Source organism: Rhizobium phaseoli (assembly GCF_010668805.1).
In the GTDB taxonomy this organism is placed as follows: Bacteria; Pseudomonadota; Alphaproteobacteria; order Rhizobiales; family Rhizobiaceae; genus Rhizobium; species Rhizobium phaseoli_A.
Genome location: NZ_WUFT01000027.1, coordinates 39,120 through 57,896 on the forward strand (window position 1 = coordinate 39,120; position 18,777 = coordinate 57,896).

Annotated in this window: 16 protein-coding genes and 3 pseudogenes; 9 read left to right on the plus strand and 10 right to left on the minus strand. The window is 58.4% G+C overall.

Translation table 11 applies throughout. The features are described 5' to 3' along the window. Position 1: 1 nt before the first annotated feature. Positions 2-701 (plus strand): annotated as a pseudogene (istB, locus tag GR197_RS28695) (IS21-like element helper ATPase IstB). A 124-nt stretch (positions 702-825) separates the two neighbouring features. Continuing rightward, positions 826-1,046, plus strand: a pseudogene (locus GR197_RS28700) (ATP-binding protein); the annotation flags it as partial. A gap of 36 nt (positions 1,047-1,082) precedes the next feature. Here the strand turns inward: GR197_RS28700 and GR197_RS28705 are convergent. The 4 genes from GR197_RS28705 to GR197_RS28720 form a co-directional block, all read right to left on the minus strand. After that, entirely contained in the window at positions 1,083-1,406 is a 324-nt protein-coding gene (locus tag GR197_RS28705) for a hypothetical protein (protein WP_164015698.1), read from the minus strand. Positions 1,407-1,490: 84 nt separating this feature from the next. Next, positions 1,491-2,201: a ribonuclease activity regulator RraA gene (locus GR197_RS28710; RefSeq protein ID WP_164015776.1), complete on the minus strand. Its 711-nt coding sequence runs from the start codon at positions 2,199-2,201 to the stop codon at positions 1,491-1,493. A 27-nt stretch (positions 2,202-2,228) separates the two neighbouring features. Next, positions 2,229-3,014, minus strand: a complete 786-nt coding sequence (locus GR197_RS28715; protein WP_164015779.1) for an SDR family oxidoreductase — start codon at positions 3,012-3,014, stop codon at positions 2,229-2,231. 17 nt (positions 3,015-3,031) lie between these two features. Continuing rightward, entirely contained in the window at positions 3,032-4,252 is a 1,221-nt protein-coding gene (locus GR197_RS28720; protein ID WP_164015780.1) for a pyridoxal phosphate-dependent aminotransferase, read from the minus strand. Between the two features lie 98 nt (positions 4,253-4,350). Between GR197_RS28720 and GR197_RS32900 the strand changes: the two are divergent. Together GR197_RS32900 and GR197_RS28725 are read left to right on the plus strand one after the other, a co-directional pair. Next, positions 4,351-4,521, plus strand: a pseudogene (locus GR197_RS32900) (LysR family transcriptional regulator); the annotation flags it as partial. A 27-nt stretch (positions 4,522-4,548) separates the two neighbouring features. Continuing rightward, complete coding sequence (locus GR197_RS28725) at positions 4,549-5,241, plus strand: LysR substrate-binding domain-containing protein (RefSeq protein WP_246724716.1); 693 nt, start codon at positions 4,549-4,551, stop codon at positions 5,239-5,241. 15 nt (positions 5,242-5,256) lie between these two features. Here GR197_RS28725 and GR197_RS28730 read toward each other — a convergent pair whose 3' ends face one another. From GR197_RS28730 to GR197_RS28755, 6 genes are all read right to left on the minus strand, one after another. Then, entirely contained in the window at positions 5,257-5,976 is a 720-nt protein-coding gene (locus GR197_RS28730; protein ID WP_164015784.1) for a type 1 glutamine amidotransferase, read from the minus strand. 14 nt (positions 5,977-5,990) lie between these two features. Further along, positions 5,991-6,758 carry an amino acid ABC transporter ATP-binding protein gene (locus tag GR197_RS28735; protein WP_204330447.1) on the minus strand — a complete coding sequence of 256 codons (768 nt, stop codon included), beginning with the start codon at positions 6,756-6,758 and terminating at the stop codon, positions 5,991-5,993. A 2-nt stretch (positions 6,759-6,760) separates the two neighbouring features. Then, a complete protein-coding gene (locus GR197_RS28740; RefSeq protein WP_164015788.1) occupies positions 6,761-8,224 on the minus strand; it encodes an amino acid ABC transporter permease in 1,464 nt (487 codons plus the stop codon). After that, the gene (locus GR197_RS28745; protein ID WP_348643308.1) at positions 8,224-9,408 is read right to left on the minus strand and encodes an amino acid ABC transporter permease; all 1,185 of its coding nucleotides are present in this window, start codon (positions 9,406-9,408) and stop codon (positions 8,224-8,226) included. The genes GR197_RS28740 and GR197_RS28745 overlap by 1 nt, the downstream gene beginning before the upstream one ends. Positions 9,409-9,479: 71 nt before the next feature. Then, positions 9,480-10,517, minus strand: a complete 1,038-nt coding sequence (locus tag GR197_RS28750; RefSeq protein WP_164015791.1) for an amino acid ABC transporter substrate-binding protein — start codon at positions 10,515-10,517, stop codon at positions 9,480-9,482. Positions 10,518-11,192: 675 nt separating this feature from the next. Continuing rightward, positions 11,193-12,248, minus strand: coding sequence for an aldo/keto reductase (locus tag GR197_RS28755; protein WP_348643309.1), 1,056 nt, complete (start codon positions 12,246-12,248; stop codon positions 11,193-11,195). Positions 12,249-12,518: 270 nt separating this feature from the next. Here GR197_RS28755 and GR197_RS28760 point away from each other — a divergent pair, with 270 nt between their 5' ends. The 5 genes from GR197_RS28760 to GR197_RS28780 all read left to right on the plus strand — a co-directional run bounded on the left by GR197_RS28760 (position 12,519) and on the right by GR197_RS28780 (position 18,232). Continuing rightward, positions 12,519-13,154, plus strand: coding sequence for a TetR/AcrR family transcriptional regulator (locus GR197_RS28760; protein ID WP_204330448.1), 636 nt, complete (start codon positions 12,519-12,521; stop codon positions 13,152-13,154). Positions 13,155-13,431: 277 nt separating this feature from the next. Further along, a complete protein-coding gene (locus tag GR197_RS28765; protein WP_164015795.1) occupies positions 13,432-15,333 on the plus strand; it encodes a branched-chain amino acid ABC transporter ATP-binding protein/permease in 1,902 nt (633 codons plus the stop codon). A 20-nt stretch (positions 15,334-15,353) separates the two neighbouring features. Next, positions 15,354-16,604, plus strand: a complete 1,251-nt coding sequence (locus GR197_RS28770; RefSeq protein ID WP_164015798.1) for an ABC transporter substrate-binding protein — start codon at positions 15,354-15,356, stop codon at positions 16,602-16,604. A gap of 9 nt (positions 16,605-16,613) precedes the next feature. Next, complete coding sequence (locus tag GR197_RS28775; protein ID WP_164015799.1) at positions 16,614-17,336, plus strand: ABC transporter ATP-binding protein; 723 nt, start codon at positions 16,614-16,616, stop codon at positions 17,334-17,336. Positions 17,337-17,344: 8 nt separating this feature from the next. Continuing rightward, positions 17,345-18,232 (plus strand): branched-chain amino acid ABC transporter permease, encoded by an 888-nt coding sequence (locus tag GR197_RS28780; RefSeq protein WP_204330449.1) that lies wholly within the window; start codon positions 17,345-17,347, stop codon positions 18,230-18,232. Positions 18,233-18,777: the final 545 nt, after the last annotated feature.

Below are 18,777 nucleotides of genomic sequence, written 5' to 3' on the forward strand. Positions count from 1 at the left end.
GATGGAACGCACACAGGTTCTCGAACTGATGAGCACGCTGAAGCTCTATAGGCATCAAACGGCAGCACGAACCGCCGCGCATCGTTGGCGATCTGTTGCAGTCGGAGATCGCCGAGAAGCAGGCCCGCTCGATCCGCTACCAGCTCAGCATCGCCAAGCTGCCGCTCGCAAAGGACATCGATGACTTCGACTTCGCCGATACGCCCGTCAATGAACCCCTGGTGCGGGAGCTGCCTACCGGTACCTTCGTCGCCGATCAGCGCAATGTCGTTCTCGTCGGCGGCACGGGAACGGGAAAGAGCCACCTTGCCATCGCGATTGCCCGCGCGCTGATCCGCAATGGAACACGCGGGCGCTTCTTCAACGTCGTCGATCTGGTCAATCGGCTAGAGACGGAAACGCGCAGCGGCAAGCAAGGGCGGACGGCCGACTATCTCAACCGTCTCGACTTCATCATCCTCGACGAACTCGGCTATTTGCCATTTGCCCAGGCAGGCGGTCAGCTCCTGTTCCATCTGATCAGCAGGCTCTATGAGCGCACGTCGATCATCGTCACTACGAACCTGGCCTTTGGAGAATGGCCGACGGTGTTCGGTGACGCCAAGATGACGACCGCGCTCCTCGACCGTCTGACCCATCACTGCGAGATTGTCGAGACCGGCAACGAGTCCTGGCGCTTCAAGAACCGCTCTCAAAGCTGAAGTCGAAGAACCCCATCACCCGCGCTTGGCCTACCCTCTGCAACCCCGGCCAGCGCCGGGCAGGCCAAGCGCTGATCTGCACCACCGGGGGGGCAAAATTGAATGCCGATAAGGGGTGAATTTTGGACGCCGATTGACATCCCTGCTGAGCAAACTCTACGAGCGCACAAGCGTCATCATCACCACCGATCTCAGCCTCAGCGATGGGCCGGCGTCTTCGGCGCTGCAAAGATGACCACTGCGCTGCTCGACCGGCTAACCCACCACTGCCACATCCTCGAAACCGGAAACGATAGCTTCCGCTTCAAGACAGCTCGGCGCATGAGCCCAAAACAGCAAACGAGAAAAGTAGGAACACGGGACCAAAATCTTGCACCTTTTTCAAAAAGACATGGCATCAGTATTCACAAGGCAGCGTTCCGGGTCCGACGGATGTACAAGCAGCCTCACAAAGCTCCCTGGCTCGATGCCACCGAAATCGATTCCTCTCAGCTGGACGGGCTTCTCGAAGGTACCGCGGTCTTTGATGAAATAAGAGACGACTGCCGTTGGATACGCGTTTTCGCCGCAGACGATATAGCGCGTGGATAAAACGCTGCCCCGAATGTGATGCCAGCTTTTGCGCCGGAAATGTAACAATGCAGAGTCCACGCCGCAAAGGACAAAATATGCAGCAACGGCTACGCCGATCCCGTGGATTTCCATTCCCCATTGTTCCTCATCGCCGATAAGACGCCAAGGCTATGTATGAACCTTAGCGTCTCGATCCCGGGGCAGACTAACGGACGATCATTTGGCGTTGGTCTTCTTCCACTCTTCGTAGCGCGCCTTGTTTTCAGCATTAGCGGGATAAAGACCGGGAAGTGCCGCACCCTTGTTGACTTCCTGCATGATCCAGCCTTCGAGACGCTCCTGCTCGGTAGCGGCGTCGAGGATGTCGTCGATCATGGCAGCCGGGATGACAACGGCACCGTCGTTGTCGATGACGATGACGTCGTTAGGGAATACGGCTACGCCGCCGCAGCCAACGGGCTGGTCCCAGTCGACGAACGTCAGGCCAGCCACGGACGGAGGAGCGGCCGCGCCAGAGCACCAAACAGGAAGGTTCGTACCGAGTACGCCGTCGAGATCGCGTACCACGCCGTCCGTAACGAGCGCCGCTACGTTCCGCTTAGCCATACGCGCGCAGAGGATGTCGCCGAAAATGCCGGCGTCCTTGATGCCCATGGCGTCGACAACCGCGATGCATCCTTCCGGCATCGCTTCGATAGCGGCGCGGGTGGACTTGGGGGAAGACCAGGATTCCGGGGTAGCTAGGTCTTCGCGGGCCGGGACAAAGCGAAGAGTGAACGCACGGCCGACGATGCGACCTTGACCCGGCTTGATGGGCATCGCTCCGCGCATCCAAACATTGCGCAAGCCCTTCTTCAAAAGGATGGTCGTGAGCGTAGCGGTGGTAACTGTCGCGAGGGTGGATTTGATTTCTGCATCGGTTGCCATTGGCATTACCTCTCGTTTTTTTCGTTGTCAGATACTGGCAATCATGCCGCCGTCGATGCGGACGATGCTTCCGGTGATGAAAGAGGCGCGGTCGCTTGCCAGAAAGGCTACCGTGTCTCCGTATTCTTTCGGCTTGCCGTAGCGACCCACCGGGATGGTCGCAGTGCTTTCGGCAGCAACATCCTCGACTGAACGTCCTTCCCGCTTCGCCTTCTGCTCATCGAGGAAGGTGATCCGTGGAGTTGCTATGCGGCCTGGCAATACGATATTGGCCGTAATGCCTGCGCCGCCGACTTCCTTGGCCAGCGTCTTTGACCAACCGACGAGCGTGCTGCGCAACGCATTAGAAAGCCCAAGGTTCGGGATCGGGGAGACGACCCCCGAAGATGTCGACGTGATGACGCGCCCCCAGCCCGATGACTTCATTCCGGGGAGAACGCGGTCTGTCAGTGCGATTACCGAGAGGACCATGGACTGGAAGAATTTCGACCATTGCTCGGATGCCTGACCCGAAACGGGGGTCGGCGGCGGGCCACCCGTGTTGTTGATCAGGATTGACACGATCCCGAAGCGACTCTCGATAAGAGAGACGTTCTGGTCGATCACGGAGAGATCGCTGATGTCCCACTTGATCGAAAAAGCTTCGCCACCCTTGGAGGTGATCGACCTGGCCGTCTGTTCGGCAGCATCCAGATCAATGTCCGCAACAACGACCTTCGCGCCCTCGCCAGCCAACGCTTCGGCGATCGCGCCACCCAGGCCTCCGCCAGCGCCCAGAACCAGCGCGCACTTACCTGCAATTCCCAAATCCATTTCTCAATCCTCGCTATTTACTTGAGCGACGCGCATGCGTCTGCGATCCTCTCGCAGGCATCGCGAAGTCGATCCGTCGATGTTGCAAAGGAAATTCGAAAATACGGTCCGAGACCGAAGGCGGATCCAGGAACCACGGCAACGCCAACGGACTCCAGAAGGTGTGTTGCGAAATCGACGTCGTTCTCAAGCACCTTGCCGTTTGGAGCTTTCTTGCCGATAACGCCGGAGCATGATGGAAAAAGGTAGAAGGCACCGTCGGGCGTCCTGCAGCTCAAACCGTCAGTGCCGTTGAAAGCGGCTAGGCAGAGATCGCGACGCTCTTGAAAGACAGCGTTGCGTTCGGCCAGGAAGTCCAGGGGTCCGGTGAGCGCGGCGACCGCGGCCGCCTGCGACACCGAACTCGGGTTTGTCGTACTCTGCGACTGGATGGTCGCCATGGCTCTGATCAGATCAACCGGACCGCCGGCGTAACCAATACGCCATCCGGTCATGGCGTATGCCTTGGAGACGCCATTGCACGTGAGGATACGCTCGCGAAGGCGCGGCTCTACTGCGGCGATCGTATTGAATTCCCAGCCGTCATAACGGATATGCTCGTACATATCGTCGGTCATGACCAAAACCCGGGGATAGCGAAGCAAAACCTCGGCGATGGCCTTCAACTCTGCGGCGGAATAACCTGCTCCGGTCGGGTTGCTGGGTGAATTGAGAACCAGCCATTTGGTTTTGGGCGTGATCGCGGCCTCGAGCGCCTCCGCGGTAAGTTTGAATCCCGAGTTTTCGCCGCAAGAAATCGTTATCGGAACACCGCCTGTGAGCAGCACCATATCTGGATACGATACCCAATATGGGGCCGGGATGATAACCTCGTCACCCTGGTCCAGTGTTGCCGACAAAGCGTTGAAAATGACCTGCTTGCCTCCGGTGCCGACGGAAATGTTGGCTGCCTCGTAGTCAAGCCCGTTTTCGTTCTTGAACTTGTCGACGATCGCGCGCTTCAGGGCGGGCGTACCGTCGACGTCGGTGTATTTCGTTTCGCCGTTGTCGATAGCGTTTTTGGCAGCGATCTTGATGTGATCCGGTGTATCGAAGTCGGGCTCGCCCTGTGAAAGCGCGATGACATTCTTTCCGTTTCGACGCAGCTCCGCGGCAAGCCTCGTAATGGCGATTGTCGGCGAAGGTTTTACCGTCTTCAGCCGTGCGGAAAGGCTTTCAGAGTTGAATTGCAGAGTCATCGTATTCCCTCAGGTCGATAGATCGAGGAAAGATTGACATTATCGCTGACATTAGAAAATATGTGTTTTCATGATTTTGAAACACAGGAAATGTTAACTTGGAGACCCGTTTCCTAAAGACGTTCCTCAATGTCGTCGAGCTAACATCGGTTGCTGCCGCCGCTCGATTGGAGTCGTTGACCCCGTCGGCCGTAGTTCAGCGGATCAGGGCCTTGGAGGCTGACGTCGGGGCGGTGCTGCTTCGACGATCCGGACACTCGACGCGGCCGACCGAGGCGGGGGTAGCGATACTCGAAATGGCCCGCACGCTGATCGAAGGAACGGAGAGCCTAAAGGCGATCGCCACCCGCAACGAGGAGGTGGGAACGATACGGGTCGGCGTCATTCATTCGATGATCACGGGGCTTCTGCCGGAAATACTGATCGCTATGAAGGAGGCACGCCCCGGAATCCTGGTCGACGTCCAACCTGGTCAGTCTGTTGATCTCTATCAGAAAGTGCTGGACGGTACGCTCGACGCGGCAATCCTGGTGGAACCCCCTTTCGCCATATCCAAAGAGCACGTCTGGCGGGAACTTCGGCGCGACCGGTTGATCGTTCTCACGAGTTCGACGGAACAGGAGACGGACGTCCTGACCATCTTGCGGCAGGCTCCGTTCATTCGCTACGATCGCAAGCATTGGGGTGGACGCACCGTGGAAGGCTATCTCCGGCGGGAGAAACTTTCTCCCCTGGATCGCTACGAGCTCGATTCCCTGGAGGCGATTGTGGTCCTTGTGGACCGCGGGCTCGGAGTATCGCTGATCCCGGATTGGCTGCCACCCTGGCCTGAGGGACTTCGGTTGCGGAAGATCGCCGTCGACCGGGCCCCGACTCGAAATGTCGGGGTTATCTACAGGCAGCTTTCATCGAAGGACAGGCTGGTCGAGGCCTTTTCACAGGAAGCCTGCAAGGCCGCAAAGGCGAAAGAGCTCACGTTGCGGCTTTGAAACGACGGTGTGGGTTCAGACGACGAGTTTCGTTGCAGAGACAAGGTTGTCGTAGAGGCGTTCGCTTGTCGCGTTGATTTCGCTCATGGCGGCGTATGCCTGCCGGAGGAATTTCTCGTAGGAGCCCTTCCCTTTGCGAGCCTCGAAGAGGTCGATGTAGCCGGGAGTTTGCGTCCACGCCATCAGCGATTGCGCGCCGCACTCCGAATGAAACTGCGTCGACAATGCGTGTTCGCCGACGGCGAGGACCTGTATAGGCGAAACTTCCGAACTGCCGAGAATTTGTGCGCCGGGCGGCGCGTCGGAGACTTCGGCCATATGCCATTGGACGACCTTGTGACGTTGGGAGAGCCCCGCCACCAACGGGTTGGGATGGTGCGGGATATCGATATTGAAGACCCCGTGCTCGCCGACATCCGAAAGGCCGACCTTCCCACCGAGCGAGCTTGCCAAGAGTTGGTGACCGAGGCAAACGCCGAAGTATGGTTTCGCCCGTTCTGAGACCCATTCCCTGATCGCCTGTTTTTCCATGCGCAGCCACGGATATTTATCCTCTTCCCACACATCCTGCGGCCCCCCAAGCACGAACATGAGATCATGGGACGCAAGGTGGGGCACCTCTTGACCCGCCCACAGCCGAACGATGGTTGGCTCGAAGCCGTCTCTCGCGAAGGACTCAAGATACTTGCCGGGAGAGTCCCGGTCCACATGCTGAAGGATGAGAACGCTTTTCATCGGAAACCGGCGGCCTACAGTATCTGCTTCAAAAATAGTCGCGTGCGCTCATGCTGTGGATTGTCAAAGAACTCGGCCGGCGAATTCTCCTCGACGATCTGGCCCTGGTCCATGAAGATGACGCGGTTGGCCACCTGGCGGGCAAAGCCCATTTCATGGGTGACGCAGAGCATGGTCATGCCTTCCTCGGCGAGGCCCACCATGGTGTCGAGCACTTCCTTGATCATCTCGGGATCGAGCGCCGAGGTCGGCTCGTCGAACAGCATGATCTTCGGGTTCATGCACAGCGACCTGGCGATCGCCACGCGCTGCTGCTGGCCGCCGGAAAGCTGTCCCGGATACTTGTTGGCCTGCTCGGGGATCTTGACGCGCTTCAGAAAGTGCATGGCGACCTCTTCCGCCTGCTTCTTCGGCATTTTGCGCACCCAGATCGGCGCCAAAGTGCAGTTTTCGAGGATTGTCAGGTGCGGGAAGAGGTTGAAGTGCTGGAACACCATGCCGACTTCGCGCCGCACCTCGTCGATCTTTTTCAGGTCGTTGGTGAGTTCCGTGCCGTCGACGATAATGCGGCCCCTCTGGTGCTCTTCCAGGCGGTTGATGCAGCGGATCATCGTCGACTTGCCCGAGCCTGACGGGCCGGCGATGACGATGCGCTCGCCGCGCATGACCTTGAGGTTGATGTCGCGCAGCACGTGGAAATAGCCGTACCACTTGTTCATCCCGACGATTTCCACTGCGACATCGGATGCGCCGTCGAGCGCCGCTTGTTTTGGTTCCGCCATAGTCATCGCTTGTGCCCCCTGTGTAGTCTTCTTTCGGTATATTTCGCATAGCGGGACATGCCGAAGCAGAATACCCAATACATTAGCGCCACCGCGAGATAGCCTGTCGCAGCGGATGTCGGCGTGGCCCATTTCGGATCCCGCAACGTGGTCTGTACGATCCCAAGCAGGTCGAAGACCCCGATGATCAGCACCAGCGTCGTGTCCTTGAAGAGACTGATGAAGTTGCTGACGATGTTCGGGATGGAGATTTTGAGAGCCTGGGGCAGGATTATTTTTATCATCATGGGCCAGTACCGAAGACCAAGGGCGGTTGCCCCCTCGTACTGTCCTCGATCGATCGCCTGGATGCCACCGCGAACGACTTCCGCCATGTAGGCCGACGAGAAAAGCGCTACTCCGATCAGCGCGCGGAGGAGCTTGTCGAACGACATGCCCGGCGGAAGGAAAAGCGGCAGCATCACGCTCGACATGAACAGCACAGTTATCAGTGGAACTCCGCGCACGATTTCGATGAAGCCGACCGAAAGCGTCCTCACGAAGGGCATGCTTGACTGCCTGCCGAGCGCCAGCACAATCCCCACCGGCAGCGACGTTATGATCCCAACCACGGCGACGATGAGCGTAACGAGGAGTCCGCCCCACTGGGCGGTGTCTACGGTCGAAAGCCCGAAGTCATGATCCAATGCCGCCATGCCAGCGAATACCGACGCCGACACCGCAAGCAGGGCGAACCCCTGCCCCAGACTCATCTGGCGTCGCATCGCCAAGGCCCCGACGGCAACCGTCACGAACACCGCAATCAGGCCCGAAACGGAACCGAGCACAGCCATCGTCGAACCTGTTGCTGCCAAGACGGCGACACACAGGGCAGCAGCCAGCGCGATCCCGGTGGCAAGTACACAGAGCCGATTTGTTCTCAGAACTTCTTCGATCCCGGTTGACGCGATTGGCACAGCCACGGTCATCAACAACAGACAGACCGCGACGGTGATATATGACCCCGGTCCGAACGCGAGGTTGCCTCCGGAAAGGAGTATCCCCACACTCAGTGGGAGGGCTGTCACCAAAAGCAAAGCGTTTACGCGCTTGAACGGCAACGCCGGGACGAGCATGGGTATGCCCACCGCGACGAGGAGCGCGAAACAGACGTTTGCCCGCCACCGCTGATCGATCGAGTAAAAGCCGTATATCCACTGGCCGATTTTTTCCCTCACCAAAGGCCAGCAAGCGCCCGTCGGGCTGGCAAGACAAGCGTTACGATCAGCGCCGTCCCAGATACCCGCGAGGACCGCGAACTTCAGCACGGTCCAGCCGAACCACAGAATGGTCGCTCCGAACAACAACGTCAGGACGGTCTGGCCCGGTCCTGCGAAGAGATTGAGCCGAAGCCAACCCCAGATACCCGAAGCGCTGGGCGGAGGCGGCAAACGTGGACTATCTTCGGTTCTGACAAAGGCGACCATCAGCGTTCCACCAGTTTGGAGTTCGCGTTGAGCCAGTTCATCAGCAGGGAGGTTGCGAGGCTCAACGATAGATAGACGACCATCCAGATTGTAACGATTTCAATGGCTTTTCCCGTCTGGTTGAGAATCGTGCCCCCGGTGGCAACGAGGTCCGGATAACCTATGGCGACCGCGAGCGAGGAATTCTTGATAAGACCGAGGTAGGTGGTGCTCAACGGTGGAATGATGATGCGCATTGCCTGTGGGACGACGATAAGCCTCGTTGTCCTGAGGGGGCCAAGCCCGAGTGCGGCGGCCGCCTCTACCTGTCCCCGGTTGACGGCCATTACGCCTGCGCGCACCGCTTCGGCGATGTAGGTTGCCATGTATACCGAGAGAGCGAACAGCAAAGCGATCAGCTCGGGAATGATCGTAATGCCGCCGGAGAAGCTGAATGCCGTTTTCGTCGGCGCTTCCAGTTCGAACGGGCGACCCATGACCAGGACCAGCAGCGCTCCGATGGCGAGAAAGAGGAGGGACAGGCGCAATCCCCTTTTCGCTTTCGCACCCTCGTCCGGGTGAACCAGCCGCGAGATGATCAGGATCGCAACCCACACCAGGGCGATTGCCGCCAGGAGCCAGATGACAGCGCCTTTGTCGGGTGCTCCCGAAAGCGACGGGATCATCAGCCCGCGGTTGGAGATGTAGGCATAGCCGAAGACGGTCCAAGCCTCGCGCGGGGACGGAAGCGTCTGGACAATGACGACCGAGTACCAAACGAAAACCTGAAGGAGCAACGGAATATTTCGGAAGAACTCTATGTAGGCAGCCGCCACACGTGACACGATCCAGTTCTTCGAGAGCCCCATGATACCGACTGCAAAGCCAAGGACGGTCGCCGCGACGATACCAAGAACGGAGACCAAAACTGTATTCGCCAGACCCACCACTAACGCACGCCCGTAGGTGGAAACGCTTTTGTACGGGATCAGGGTCTGGGAGATCTCGAATCCCGCGGATCTGCCGAGAAACACGAAGGAGAGCTGTTGGTTCAGCTTTCCCAGGTTCGCGGCGGTATTGGCCGAGATGACACAGGCAACAAGAAACAAGGCCAACCCGAGTGTGATCTGGAAGGCCTGGGCACGGCGCTTGGGATTGCGCCAAAACCCGCGGTCGCTGCGGCTAATCGTTTTTGCGGACGTCACTGGATTCACCTGTGCGTAATGGAGCCCTGCAAGCCCGATGCGGCGGCCCGACAGGGCCGCCGAACTGGCGGTTACCGGATCGGCGGCGCGTACTGCAGCCCGCCGTCCTTCCAGAGCGCGTTCTTGCCACGTGCGATTTTGAGTTCGGACTTGTCGCCCAGGTTCCGGTCAAACATCTCTCCGTAGTTGCCCACGCCCTTCACGATGTGCGCAACCCAGTCTTCGTCGACGCCGATACCGCTACCGAAGCCCGCGGCGGTGCCGTCGGCGTTTTTGGCGCCGAGCAAGCGCTGAATTTCCGGGTTCGTGGACTTCAGCATCTCGTCCACGTTCGAACTTGTGATGCCGTCTTCTTCAGCGGTCAGGAGAGCGAAATAGGTCCACTTGACGATGTTGAACCACTGGTCATCACCTTGACGGGTTGCCGGACCAAGCGGCTCCTTCGAAATGATTTCGGGAAGGACAACGTGATCGTCCGGCGCTTTGAGCTGAAGACGCTCGCTATACAGCACGGACTGGTCGCTCGTCAGCACGTCGCAACGGCCCTCCTCGTACGCCTGGCGCAGTTGGTTGGAGTCGTCGATCGCAACGCTCGTGAACTTCAGGCCTTTGGCATTAAAATAGTCGGAGACGTTCAATTCCGTGGTCGTACCCGTACCAGCGCAAACCGCCGCGCCGTCAAGCTTCAGCGCCGAGTCGACCCCAAGGGACTTCTTCACCATGAAGCCTTGTCCGTCGTAGTAAAGCACGCCCGCAAACAACAGGCCCATCGAGGTATCGCGGCTCATCGTCCACGTAGAGGTGCGCGAAAGTATGTCGACCTCGCCCGACTGAAGGGCCGTAAAGCGTTCTTTCGCGGAGAGAGGGGTGAACTTGACCTTGTTCGGATCGTTGAATACCGCGGCCGCCACCGCGCGGCAAAAATCGACGTCCATTCCGGTCCAGTTGTTCTGCGCATCCGGCAGCGAGAAACCGGGGCTGCCCTGGCTTACGCCGCACTGGACAAAGCCCTTCTGCTTGACGCTCTCCAGCGTTGTGGCGTTGGCTGGCGCGCCCAGCATTGCCGCAAGCGCACCGATCAATAGTCCGGTATTTCCGATAATCTTCATCTGCTGTTCCCTCCGGTTTTTCTATTCGATGTCCAATCCATACGATTGTGCGAGAACCGAGGGTGTGCGTTCGGGTCGCCAAAAAACGTACGACTTGTCACTGTCAAGGAGAGGGCACCGCCTGCTTGAACACCCACCGTCAAAGACCCAGTGCCTCTCGAAGGCGGAATGTGACACAGGAGTGAAAAACGATAAACGTATCCTTCTTCGGCTTCGAAAAGCGAGAAAACTTCACTTCGAGGGAGTCTTCCGGGTTCTGGCGCGCTCGCTTCATGTTCTCGCCGATAATCCCCGGGTGCCTGCGACCGGTCCTGCAGGCGAACAAGCGCGGAGCGCCGGTCTTACGAACCTGACCCGCGTCACCACGATTTCCAAGGATGGCGAGCACTTTCACCTGACTGGTGCCTGATTGAATACCCGAGGGAGCAGGAAGCCGATCTTGACCGTCACCTGGAGAGGGGTAACCTTTTCGGTGCCATTAGCGAGAAGAAGGTCGATGGGTATTACTTCGTGAATGAGTAGTTGCTCCTGGCAGCTTCTGCGAACGATCAGGCGACCATGGGGCGCAGAGTCCAGGATTTATGGGATAGTCCACACGTATGTGGCGCTGCATACTTCCGAGGGCGATCCCGCACTCCGCCGCGAGGCTAAGTGCGGGAGTTGTTTGATAGCGGCTTAGGCCACTTGGCGCATTGGCGCATTTTCGGGAATAATCCCGGCGACCTTCAGATCCGTCCACAGTTCAGCCGGGATCGCGGTTCCCGACGATGCGAGGTTTTGCTTCACCTCTGCAACGTTCTGCGCGCCGAGCACGACCGTCGCAACGGCGGGGTGCATCAAGACGAACTCGATTGCTACCGAGCTCAAGGGAACCCGATATTTCTCGCAGATTTCCTCGATGGTTCTGACTTTGCGCACGACCTCTTCAGGCACGGAACCATAGTCGTAGGTTGCCCCCGCGCCCTTGACGCCCGTCGCGAGAATGCCGGAATTGAAAACGCCGCCCGCGATAACCGAAACGTTGCGCTGCTGAAGCTCGGCGAAATCGCCAGCGAGTGGCCCTTGGTTCAAGAGTGTGTAGCGACCCGCAATGAGCGCGCAGTCGATGTTGAACTCTCGTGCCACAGTTACCACGGCTTCCGTTTCGTTAACGCCGAGGCCGAGCGCGGATACCGCACCGCCGCTCCGAAGTTGGTCGAGCGCCTTGTATCCGCTTTCCCTGATCTGTTTCCAATAAACATCAGCCTCGTCGCCATGCCACGCCCGGCCGAGATCGTGAACAAGGAGCACGTCGATATAGTCCAGGGCCAACCGGACCTGGCTGTCCTCGAACGACCGCATGACACCGTCGTAGGTGTAGTCGTAAGTGTCCAGGAAAGGCAAGGGATCGACCCACTCGATTCCGTAGACGGTATCGAGTTTCTTGACCCTGCTTGCGGCCTTCATAACGCGTCCGACCTTCGTGCTGACGACCACGTCGTTGCGAATGCCGAGTTCCCGCAATGCATGGCCAAGATAATATTCGGCTTTACCGAATCCATACATCGGCGCGCAGTCAAAATATCGCACGCCACCGTCATAGGCGGCTTTGATAACGGCCTCGAATTCCGCATAGGATGCCTTGGCTTTGAACCCAGCCAACGGCACGGTGCCGAAGCCTACCGGCGTAACTGCGACTTTTGACTTCCCCAGTTGCCGGGTCGGATATTTGCCTTCTGAATTACCAGTCACTCTCGAAACCTCCCTATTGGTCATGGTTGATTGATATGGGCGACCGCCACGCCAAGCGTGCTTAGGCGCACGCCGACATCCAGCCGCCTGCAGATTGTCAGATTCACTGCTAATGCCCTGTAGCGATCGATACACTTATTGGAAATGTTCGGTTCGGGCAAGGTCACACGACCGATAAAATCCGACCAACCGCGAGCTCTTTAAAGATCGATACAGATGGATTATGTACGGTACTAAAAGCACGGTTCGTGAGAGCATCTGGAGAATTCGATGATCCCCCAGCATCAGAGCAAAGGGAAGCCAAGGACGTTTGACCGCGAGGCGGTCCTGAAGAAGGCCCTCGGGGTTTTCTGGAAGCGTGGCTACGAGCCTGCATCGATTGCCGAACTGTGCGAGGCAATGGAAGTCAACCCACCAAGCGTTTACGCAGCCTTTGGCAACAAGGCCCAGCTTTTCATGGAAGCTGTCAATCACTATGAAAACGTCTACTGGAACGACGCGTGGGAACGGCTGGAAGATGAACCGGATGTCCGAAAGGCGATGGCGGGCTTCTTCCGGGACGCCGCAGTCATTCTCACGTCCCAAGACGCCCCTTGCGGCTGCATGGTCGTCCTCGGAGCCGCCAACGTTTCCAAGGACTCGCAAGACGTTAACGATGCGCTCAAAGCATTGCGCGAAGAAGGGAAGGAATGCTTCCTCGTTCGCCTAAAAAGGGGCGTCGCCGATGGAGAGTTTTCCGAGGGGGTCGATATCGACACGCTGGCGTCGACCCTCAACACGATGTTTCACGGTATGTCGATCCAAGCCCGGGACGGTGTCTCGCATGAAGAGCTGGAGCGCGTGGCCGCAGTCGCTATGACCCTGATTCCGCCGGCACCCGCCCGTCCCAAGCGACACAGCGCTTAAACAGCTAGAACCGCGCCTCAACATTTTCCCCGCCCTGTTTGCTCGATGCTCCTTTGCGTCGGCCCAGGAGGAGCAGTCGTGCGAAATGCCCGCAACGCGCGTTTTTCCTTTCCGACGTTTGATTCTGATCGTTGAGATTGCATCATTGTCAGATTGTCTGTTAAATAATACGATGGCCCTCAGAAAATAGTTGACGGTCTGTATCACTCGCTATTAACGTCTATAGCAACCACTACAGAAAAATAGAACTCGCCGAAAAGGTAGAGGGGAATTTAGCATGCAACAAGTGAAGGCAGGCGGGCTCCCCGCCGTGTCAACGAACCTTGACACCCGTAAGACCAGCTTGTGGGGTGAACGCAGGTTCCGCAAAGCCGCCGGATCTGCACTTGTTCTGTGCGTCGTCCTGCTTTTGGTCTCCTTGCCATTCGCCCTGATCGGTCCGTCGGTCGAGCGCCTCGTGATCCTCGTGCTAATCAATGTCGCGGCTGTTGTCGGGTTGAACATCTACACAGGAAACTCGGGCATTCTGACGGTCGGTCACGTCGGTTTCTTCGCGGTCGGTGCATATACAACGGCGCTTCTCACGACCCCGCCGGAAATCAAGGCCGATTCACTGCGGCACCTCCCCGCGTTTCTCGCTAACTCAAATGTGGGGCTTGGTGAATCTCTTCTGATCGTAGCCGTTATCTCCTTGGTCTTCGGTATTCTGACGGGGTTGCCACTCTCGCGACTGCGGGAGACGTCGGCGATCGTTTCGACATTCGGGCTGCTGGTGATCGTCAACTTCGTGCTCAAGGGTGCAACGAACATCACCAACGGGACGAAGGGCATCTATGGAGTGCCCGAACTCGTCAATCTGCCTACGGCTTACGTTTTCGTGTTTGCCACGATCGCTGTTGCCTTCGCTTACAAGGTTTCCCGGCTGGGCTTGCAGCTCCGCGCCTTTCAAGACAACGAGGTGGCGGCGACATCGAGCGCCATCAATCCGAACCGCAGATTGCTGGAAGCGTGGGCACTCAGTGCCGTGGTGCTGGGTCTCTGCGGCGCGCTGTTCGCCCATGTAATCGGCGCGTTCCAGCCCCATGACTTTTACCTTACGCTTACATTCGAGCTTATCGCCATGCTGGTCGTCGGCGGCAAGCGGTCCATATCCGGCGCGGTAATCGGTACGCTTCTCATCACCGCCCTGGTCGAGATCGTTAAACCCATCGAAAGCGGCGGCGGCATTGCCGGAATCAGCTTTCCGCCGATTTGGGGCCTTACCCAAATCCTGCTCAGCTTGATGATCCTCGTTGTGATGTATAAAGCCCCGGCTGGAATCATGGGAAGCCGCGAGCTGTCGCTTTCCATGTTCAAACGTCCCAGACTGTCCGAGTCGACCATCGACGTTGCGTCCCTTCCTGCGGTAGCAAGCCGTTGGGAAAGACCCGCTGCCACGCTCGAAACGAATGCCATCGCAATCGATTTCGGGGGTGTGCGCGCACTTAACGATGTGTCGATCAAAGTCGAAACGGGCAAGATCGTTGGCCTCATCGGGCCGAATGGCGCGGGCAAGACGACGCTCATCAACAATCTGACCGGTGTCCATCACCCGACCCGCGGACAGGTAATTCTGGACGGGCAGGAAATAGTCGGATGGCCCTCGAGCCGGATCGCCCGTGCAGGCCTCGGCAGAACCTTTCAGAACATCCGCCTCTTCAGCGAAATGACCGTCCTGGAAAACGTGGTCTCGGCCGCGCTCGCGCGCGGCCACCTAGCGACGGGGGTGGAAAGCTACGCCTTGTCCCTCCTCGAGCATTTCGATCTGGCAAAGCTCGCCGACACGAAATCGTCTGCCCTGCCCTACGGCGCACAACGCAGACTGGAGATCACGCGCGCGCTGGCTCTGGAGCCGCGTTTCCTTCTCCTCGACGAGCCCGCAGCCGGAATGAATCCGAAAGAGACAGCCAGTCTGATCGAGGCAATTCTGTCCATCCGCGAGAAATTCGCGCTCGGCATCCTTATCGTGGAGCATGATTTGCATCTGATTATGCGCCTCTGCGACGAGGTCTACGTCCTCAACAAGGGCGAGATGATCGCTTCGGGTTCGGCCGAGAAGGTCCAGAACGATCCGAACGTGATCGAAGCATATCTTGGCAGCCAAGAGGTCCGCGCCGCCAGGAGAAAGAAACCGACCTGAGGGAGTTTCCCGCAGGCCGAATGGATCACGAACAACCAAAAAGAGGGTTTCAAATGACTGGGTCAGATCACAGGATTGCTTCGCACGTCAGCCGCAGAACCGTCCTCGCCACAATGCTCGGCGGTGTCGCCGCAGTCGGTATTGCCGGCGTTTCGCCCGCGTTCGCCGCGGACAAGACAGTGCGCGTCGGCTTCTCGCTGGCACACACGGGCTGGGCTGCCGCTTACGACGTCGGTTATGCCCTCGGCCTTCGCATGGCCTTCGACGAGGCGAACGGCAAGGGCGGCGCTGGCGGCAAGTACAAGATCGAAGTCACCGAGGGAACGGATACCGCGTCGAGCTCCGTGGAGGCGATCAAGTCGGTCGACGCTCTGCTTGAAAAGGGTGTCGACGTGCTCTTCACGAGCTGTGATGCAACCAGTTCCGTTGCGGCGGGTCGGTCGGGCCAGAAGAAGGGCGTGTTGATGTTCGCAGGAACATCCACCCAGGTCGACGTCCCCGCGAAGGTCGGCGACTGGATGTACCTCGCCAACTTCAGTGACAACGTCAGTGGCGGCTCCACGGGCGTCTTCGCAGCAAAGGACCTCGGCATCAAGACCGCCTACCTTCTCAAGTCGTCGGATAACACATACACGGAATACGTTCCGGAATACTTCGCCAAGACGTTCGAAAAGTACGGCGGCAAGGTCGTCGGCAAAGGAAACTTCACTTTCGAACAAGCCGATTTCGGGGGTATCATCGCCGAGATCAAGGCGCTGCCCGCGGAACCCGACGCAATCATGACCGCAGCCTTCGAACCGGACTTGCCGGCGTTCCTACGGCAAGCGCGAGCTGCAGGGATCAAGTCGCGCATCGTGGGAGCCGACGGCATCGACTCTCCATCGTTCTACGCCCTTGGAGATTTGGTCGAGAACACGATCGTCCTGTCGAACCGTATGCCCGTCGAAGGAAGCAAATACCAGGACATCGCCACAGTCTTCGGTAAATCGCATCCTGACCAGGTCGACAACTCCGCATGGATTGTCGGTTACGACGCTGGCCTCGTCCTGATCGAAGCGATCAAAAACGCCGACGCTACGGATTCGGCGTCCATCCGCGCAGCTCTCGACAAAATTAAGGATTTCGACGTTCCCAACGGCAAGGTTTCATATGCCGGGTTCGAGCGCCGTCCCATGGTGCCGATCTCGTTCCTCGAGATCAAAAGCGGCAAGGGCGTCTTCATGAAAGCCGCCACGATCGACACTGCCGATATCCCTGCTCCGATTATGTAAGGTCACGTCATGCTCCGCGTTGAAAATCTGGTCGTTCGATATGGACCGATCGAAGCCGTCAAGGGGATCAGCTTCGAAGTGGGCCAAGGCGAGATCGTCTCTCTCCTGGGTCCTAACGGTGCCGGCAAGACCTCCACTCTTGCTGCACTGATGAAGCTGATCGTACCGCAATCGGGTACGATCACCTTGGCTGGTGAAGACATATCGGCAGTGGGAGCGGCTCAGATCGTTCGGCGGGGCATGACTCTTTCTCCGGAAGGGAGGCGCGTTTTTCCGAGATTGAGCGTTGAGAAAAACCTCCTTCTAGGCGGCATGGTCCTCAAGGACTGGCGCAACCCAGAGGTCCTGAACCGGATGTACGCCCGGTTCCCGATCCTTCATGAGCGTCGCAACCAACTCGCGGGAACCCTTTCGGGTGGAGAGCAGCAGATGCTCGCTATCGCGAGAGCGTTGATGTCTTCCCCCAAGGTCCTTCTTCTCGATGAACCATCTCTTGGAATCGCGCCGAAGATCGTGGCCGAGAATTTCGATCTGATCTGCGAATTGCGGGACGAGGGATTCACCATCTTGCTCGTGGAGCAGAACGTCTTCCAATCCCTCTCGATCTCCGACCGGGCATACGTGCTCGAGAGCGGACGTATCGTGGCGAGTGGGGATTCGGACGACATCCTTAAAAGCGATCTCGTCCGGCACTCATACCTCGGGGTCGCTGACCCGATCGAAGCGGCATAGGTGCGACCATGGAAATCTTCATTCAATATCTCATCAACGCCTTAAGCCTCGGCGGTGTCTACGCGCTGATCGCCCTTGGACTGGCAATCGTATTCAGTATTTTCGGGTTCATCAACTTCGCCCACGGGGAGCTTCTCACGCTCTTCGGCTATGCGTTGTTCTATTCGCTGGGTGCGGGCATACCGTTTCCGTTGGCGGTAATCCTCTCCCTGATCGCTTGCATGGTCGCCGCGGTCGCAATGGAGCGCATCGCGTTTCGACCATTGCGCGGGGCTAGCCCCATGACGCTTCTGGTTACGAGCTTCGCTATATCCGGGGCTCTCCAGGTGATCTTCCAGGTGGCGTTTGGCGCGCTGCCCAAGCCCCTTAACATGCCCGGCTTCCTGACCGGCGCTTTCAATGTGGGAGGCGTTTACATCGGCGCTGCGCAGTTAATCTCAATCGTCACCGTTGCGCTTCTGGCCATCGCACTCAACCTTTTCCTGAACCGCACGCGGTTCGGTCTATCGCTCGTCGCATCGGCCCAGGACTTCGACGTCGCGAGATTGATGGGCATCAAGGTGAACACGGTCTACGCCATAGCGTTCGCGCTGTCCGGCTTGCTGGCTGGCGTCGCCGCCCTGCTGTGGGTTTCAATGCGCGGCTCGGTAACCCCGGACATGGGCTTCACGCCGCTGGTAAAGGCATTCGTCGCAACGATCGTCGGCGGTATGGGCAGTTTGACGGGCGCGGTGGCGGGAGGGTTTTTCCTCGGAGTAATGGAGGTTGCCCTCCAGATCGTGCTTCCGTCCGATTACCTGATATTCCGGGATCCTCTGATCCTGTCGATCCTGATCGGGTTTTTGCTGTTTCGGCCTCGCGGCCTGCTTCCTGCCGCGGCGATGCCGGTCAAGTAAGCAGGTATCCGCGCCTTCTTCCGGCGCGGAACTGGTTATGAGCAGAACCGAGGTCGCTCGATCGAAGCGGGCGGCCCCTCCTCACGGCTATCAGGTGCATTACGTCGAGCCAGGACGGACACATGTCCACCTAACGTTAGCGACTGGGAAACAGATTGACCGGAGATGTTCTCGCAACGTCTCGAGTGGCACGCCGCCCATCGCCTGCTTCCACAGGTTCTCGGCCCTGACCGCGACCGTTTGTCGGCGGGTCACGGAGCAGAGCCGCTGACAAGCATTGCCCTTAATCTGTTTCCCCACCTTGTCTGCACGGACATGATCCCGTCGCCTTCCGCCGCGCCGGAGGTGATTGGGCTTCCCGTGTCGGGGTTCGCTTCGGTGAGCTTCGAAGGAATAGACATCGCCATCCCCGTGGAAAGCAGGGCTGTCCGGGGAAATTTAGGCATAAGAGAAGACCATCTGGTCTGGTGATATTTTTGGTTTTGGTCGGCTCAGATTGACGGGGGGCGGCTTGTCGATGGCTGCGATGCTCTTACGCTGGAACA